This window comes from Halobacillus rhizosphaerae (assembly GCF_046719735.1).
GTDB classification, from domain to species: domain Bacteria; phylum Bacillota; class Bacilli; order Bacillales; family Halobacillaceae; genus Halobacillus_B; species Halobacillus_B rhizosphaerae.
This window is the reverse complement of record NZ_JAUTWQ010000051.1, coordinates 1-3,891: the sequence shown is the minus strand read 5'-3', so window position 1 is coordinate 3,891 and position 3,891 is coordinate 1. Positions and strand designations below refer to the sequence as shown.

Below are 3,891 nucleotides of genomic sequence, written 5' to 3'. Positions count from 1 at the left end.
CTCACCGGCCGCCCATGGAAAGCGAGTGATTTCCCGGCCCTCCTAACACGATCCTTCTGCAGGATATGGCTGCTTTTGTTCAGAAAGTATTTAATTAAAAAGAAGACGCCCGGTCTGAGACTGGGCGTCTATTTATATTCATCGCTTTTTGTTACGCCTCCTGTCAGAGTAACGCCAAATCACGGATGAACCCTGATTATTGGGACAGCCACTTCTCAATGGCATGAGCTACACCATCGTCATCGTTGGACTTCGTTACAAACGCACCCGCTTGTTTCACATCCTCATGTCCGTTGTCCATAGCGGCGCTATAGTGAGCGGTATGGATCATGGATAAGTCATTGTGGCTGTCTCCTATAGCGGCTGTATCGGTGAGCGATATGCCTAATTCTTGTGCCAGTTTTTCCAGGGCAATGCCTTTGGAAGCCTCCCGGTGTTCAAATTCAAAATTGTGGTCTGCGGAACTGACCAGGGTTAAATACGGATGATCCTTGAAGGCGTTCCACCCTTTGGTCAGTTTCTGCTGTTCAAAAGAAAAAGCCAGCACATTATAGAGGGGCTTATCTGAATTCAGGATTTCCTGGCAGGAATCAACCGTTAGAAAACCGGTCTGGCTGAATTGTTTTTCAATGGCCATCTCAAGCTTTGCAATGTCCTCTGAAGGATTAGCGCTTTGAATCCGGTCCAGCTCGATTTGCAGCAGCTCCCTTGCATTCTGCGGTGTTAAAATGGCTGAATCACTAAAGACTTCATAATAAAACTTTTCCCGCTCGAGATAAGGGAGGATTTCTTCTGCATCTTCGGTTCGAATGGCGACGGAATGAAACAGCGAACCATCTGGCTTATGAATGGTGGCTCCATTGGCTCCGATCACCCAGGTGTTCAACCCTGTTTTCTCGAAAACTTTTCTCACATCGAATTCTGCCCGGCCTGTCGCTACAACGACTTCTACCCCCTGGCTTTGAGCCGTGGTAATAGCCTGTATGTTGGCTTCGCTGATCTCATGGCGGCTGTTTAATAAGGTTCCATCTAAATCAATGGCGATTAATTTCATTGGTTTGCTCCTTTCTCAGTCACCAGCAGTTCTACCCCATGTTTCGTTAACATGTCTTTAAAGGACGGTGCGGGCGGTTGATCGGTAATTAACAGGTCAATATCCTTGAGCTCGGCAAACTGGAAGTGCTCGGTCACCCCTAGTTTAGTATGGTCGGCTAATACGACGGCCTGCTTAGCCTGCTGGATCATTTTTCGCTTTACCATGCCATCTTCTTCATGGGCAATGGTTAGTCCGTGCTCAGATATCCCAACGACTCCAATGAAGGATTTCTCGACGAAATAATGGGAGAGCTTTTCAATGACAGAAGTTCCGTAGAGAAAACGGTGCTCTTTCTGCAAGCGGCCGCCCAGCAGCTGGATGGTTACCTTCGCTTTATTGGAAAGAATGTCCGCCTGGTTGATCGAATTGGTAATGACGGTACAACCCATCGCTTCCATTTGGTCCGCGCATGCCTGGACGGTGGTAGAGGTGTCGAGAATCAAGTTGTCGCCTTCGCGGATTAAGGAAGCGGCTGCTCGGCCGATGGCTTTCTTTTCTTCGGACACCGTCATGAGTCGGTGCTGGTAATCCTTAATTTCTCTATGCGAATCAGGCAGGATGGCCCCTCCCCGGGTTCTGACAATAGCGTTCTGTTCCTCGAGTTTAACAAGGTCTCTTCTTGCGGTATCCCTCGACACATGAAATTGGTCACAAATATCCTCCACAGACATTCGTTCATGCTGTTTTAAATAGTGAACAATTTCAATGAGACGCTCTTCCTGATACATCGTTTCACGACCTTCCATATCTATCCTCTTTAAGGTATCATAAGTTATTTTTTGTTTTAATTCAAGTTTTATAAGTAATTGTAAGTTATTATAAGTTATGTGAAGTTTGTAAATTAGCGAACAATATATAGGTATTTTTTTTTATTGTTCGGAATTTACATTGACTAACCTGCTTAAGATTGGTAAACTGACCATGGAATTAATTTAAAAGCAAATTTTTGGCGGAGGTGCCTTATGTCTTCAGTAGTCGTAGTCGGAACCCAGTGGGGGGACGAAGGAAAAGGCAAGATTACCGATTTTCTATCACAGAATGCCGAGGTTGTCGCCCGTTACCAGGGTGGAAACAACGCCGGTCACACAATTAAATTTGATGGTGTAACGTATAAATTGCATTTGATTCCTTCTGGGATCTTTTTTGATGATAAGGTTTGTGTCCTGGGTAATGGAATGGTGATTGACCCGAAAGCCTTGTTAGAAGAGCTGCAGTACCTTCACGATAAAGGGGTATCTACAGACAATCTAAGAATCAGCAACCGTGCTCACGTTATTCTTCCTTATCATTTGAAGCTTGATGAACTGCAAGAGGAAGAAAAAGGTGCCAACAAGATTGGGACAACTAAGAAGGGCATTGGTCCTGCTTATATGGATAAAGCCGCTCGAACCGGCATCCGAATTGCGGATCTTCTCGATAAAGAAAGCTTTAAAGAGAAGCTTGAGCAGAATCTGGCTGAGAAAAATCGTCTATTTGAAAAAGTTTACGAGACGTCTCCTTATACAGTAGAAGAGATCTTAGAGGAATATTATGATTACGGTCAGCAAATTGAGAAATATGTATGCGACACGTCTGTCGTCCTTAACGAAAATTTAGATGAAGGACGCCGCGTTCTTTTTGAAGGAGCACAAGGGGTCATGCTTGATATCGATCAAGGAACGTATCCTTTCGTAACTTCTTCCAACCCGATTGCCGGCGGAGTCACGATTGGTTCAGGAGTCGGCCCTTCGAAAATTAAACACGTGGTCGGCGTTTCGAAAGCCTATACCACTCGTGTGGGTGATGGCCCGTTCCCTACAGAGCTAGAGAACGAAATTGGCGATCAAATTCGTGAGGTTGGCCGTGAATACGGAACGACAACCGGACGTCCGCGCAGGGTCGGCTGGTTTGACAGTGTCGTTGTGCGTCACGCTCGCCGTGTGAGCGGGATAACCGATCTGTCGCTAAATTCGATCGACGTCTTAACAGGCATTGATACGGTGAAAATCTGCACCGCGTATAAGTACCGCGGAGAGCTGATGGAAGAATTCCCGGCCAGTTTGAAGGTCTTAGCCGAATGTGAACCTGTGTATGAAGAAATGCCAGGATGGAAAGAAGATATTACAGGAGCCAAGTCATTGGGGGATCTGCCTGAAAACGCACGCCATTATATCGAGCGTGTTTCTCAGCTGACAGGCATTCCGCTTTCTGTCTTTTCTGTAGGTCCGGATCGTACGCAGACCAACGTTGTGCGCAGCGTATATAGTGATTAATATTCTTTTCGAGCACGTCTATCCATGTTAGGATAGGCGTGTTTTGTGGTTCCGAAAGGATAGTATACTATAATTAGAGAGTGGGAGAGTCCTCTCAGCTCCAGCACCTGTTTAAATAAGGGGGAGATCCAATTGAATAGCATATGTGTATTTGCAGGCTCGAGTAAAGGAAATGATCCTGCATTCACCGAACAAACGAAAGCGTTAGGAAAAGCCTTTGTGAAGCATAACATCGAACTTGTTTACGGCGGTGCCAAATGCGGTCTGATGGGAGTACTCGCTGATTCCATTTTGGAAGCGGGTGGAAAGGTAACGGGTGTCATGCCGACACGGCTGTTCGAGAAGGAAATGGTCCATACAGAAATTACCGAGCTGATCGAAGTGGATACGCTCCACGAACGCAAAGCCAAGATGAGTGAACTGGCAGATGGATATATTGCCCTTCCTGGAGGATTTGGCACTTTTGAGGAGCTGTTTGAAACCGTAAGCTGGGCACAAATAGGGATTCATCAGAAACCGATGGCGCTATTAAATATGAACGAT

4 protein-coding genes are annotated in these 3,891 nt (G+C 46.0%); 2 read left to right on the top strand and 2 right to left on the bottom strand.

Features of this window, described 5'->3' with window-relative positions; genetic code table 11:
* Positions 1-196 precede the first annotated feature (196 nt).
* Positions 197-1,054 (bottom strand): Cof-type HAD-IIB family hydrolase, encoded by an 858-nt coding sequence (locus Q7A53_RS21660; RefSeq protein ID WP_411791292.1) that lies wholly within the window; start codon positions 1,052-1,054, stop codon positions 197-199.
* Positions 1,051-1,824, bottom strand: coding sequence for a DeoR/GlpR family DNA-binding transcription regulator (locus tag Q7A53_RS21655; RefSeq protein ID WP_411791293.1), 774 nt, complete (start codon positions 1,822-1,824; stop codon positions 1,051-1,053). The genes Q7A53_RS21660 and Q7A53_RS21655 overlap by 4 nt, the downstream gene beginning before the upstream one ends.
* A 234-nt stretch (positions 1,825-2,058) precedes the next feature.
* Here Q7A53_RS21655 and Q7A53_RS21650 point away from each other — a divergent pair, with 234 nt between their 5' ends.
* Positions 2,059-3,348 (top strand): adenylosuccinate synthase, encoded by a 1,290-nt coding sequence (locus tag Q7A53_RS21650; RefSeq protein ID WP_411791291.1) that lies wholly within the window; start codon positions 2,059-2,061, stop codon positions 3,346-3,348.
* A gap of 132 nt (positions 3,349-3,480) precedes the next feature.
* Positions 3,481-3,891, top strand: a 411-nt coding sequence (locus Q7A53_RS21645; protein ID WP_411791290.1) for an LOG family protein, incomplete at its 3' end; no start/stop codon positions are given.